This window comes from Paenibacillus sp. OK003 (genome assembly GCF_900109515.1).
Lineage (GTDB): Bacteria > Bacillota > Bacilli > Paenibacillales > Paenibacillaceae > Paenibacillus > Paenibacillus marchantiae.
Window position 1 is genome coordinate 1 of the sequence record NZ_FOBD01000039.1, and the last position, 1,555, is coordinate 1,555.

The 1,555-nt window shown below is 51.4% G+C and carries 1 protein-coding gene; it reads left to right on the forward strand.

Annotated features, from left to right (window positions below; translation table 11 throughout):
- Positions 1-125: 125 nt before the first annotated feature.
- A complete protein-coding gene (locus tag BMW94_RS30025) occupies positions 126-1,244 on the forward strand; it encodes an IS110 family RNA-guided transposase (RefSeq protein WP_091002250.1) in 1,119 nt (372 codons plus the stop codon).
- Positions 1,245-1,555: the final 311 nt, after the last annotated feature.

Genomic DNA, 1,555 nt, shown 5'->3' on the forward strand with positions numbered 1-1,555 from the left:
AAGCGCTAGCTATGATGAACGTAACCGCAAAAAAATAGCCCTCCATATTGCTGCACATCGTAGGTTAAAATGGACAGTAAGAAGACCACCATTTCAGAGCTACACAGCAAAGGAGAGCTATCCCTATGAAGTCTACCACAAAATTCATCGGTTTAGATGTATCCAAAGAAAAAATTTCTGTCGCTATTACTGACGAGGGTCAAGACAAGCCGCGGTATTACGGTACCATTGCTCATACGCCTGCTGCCTTGCGCAAACTCATCAAAGAATTGGGCCCGGCAAGCTCCCTCTCGTTTTGTTATGAGGCCGGTCCTACAGGATACGAAACTTACCGCTGGATCGAATCCATGGGGGCCAACTGTGTCGTCATTGCCCCTTCACTCATCCCCAAACGCTCTGGCGATCACGTGAAAACCGATCGACGGGATGCCGAGCAATTGGCACGTCTGTTCCGTGCAGGCGAGCTTACGCCGATTTACGTTCCAGCACGTGAAGATGAGGCGCTTCGTGAATTGGTTCGGGCACGCGAATCGGCAAAAGAAGATGCTCACCGGGCTCGTCAACGTGTACTCAAATTTTTATTGCGCCACCAGATCCATCCGCCTGAACATATCAAACGTCGCTGGACGAAAAAATATCGCGTATGGCTTGGACAACTGACCTTCCCGAATGCGCCCATGCAGATTGCGTTTACGGAGTACCTTCATGCCATGGACGAGATCGAGCAACGCATCGGTCGACTGGAAAAGGCCTTGATTGAAGAGGCGGCGACCAGCTCTAAAGCCGATTTGATTCAAATTTTACAGTCTCTGCGTGGCATTGGATTTCTCACGGCCGTCACGCTTGCTGCGGAGATCGGTTCCTTTGCCCGGTTCCGTTCTCCTGCTCAGCTCATGGCTTACTTGGGCCTGGTTCCACGTGAGCATTCGTCTGGAGTCCGTACCCAACGAGGCTCGCTCACCAAAGCGGGAAATGGACGATTGCGTCGCACCTTGATTGAATCGGCATGGAGTTACCGCCATCGGCCTGCGATTAAAGGGGACTTGGCCCGCCGTTTGGAAGGCCTGCCTGCGGACATACAGCTCATTTCATGGAAAGCCCAGGAACGGCTGCACCGAAAATTCCGCCGTTTAGTTTATGGATTAAACAAACACAAAAATGTCGCGGTCACTGCAGTGGCCAGGGAACTGACCGGGTTTATTTGGGCGATTGCCCGAACGTTGGAGCTACCGAATGCTCAGTAATCTGTCTTTCATCTTGAAGAGACGGATGGTTTAAAAGGAAAAAGGGGAAAACTCCGGAGCCCTAAGCCCGGGAGTTCATGGAAGGTTCAGGAGAGAATGTACGAGGTTCGTTTGCACTAGGCTTTTAATGGGCTGAACGTGCGTGGCTAGCTTGTAAAAGCTCTCCTTGACGAAGGCATACCATGTGGTAACCAACCCACGGATAGCAGCGTGCCAACCGTCGCTCGCATATGGACTCCCGCGCTTAGGGCTTCGGGGAAAAGCAGCTTTTTGTGATGGGCTTGACAAAAACGTTCATAGCAACGAACCTA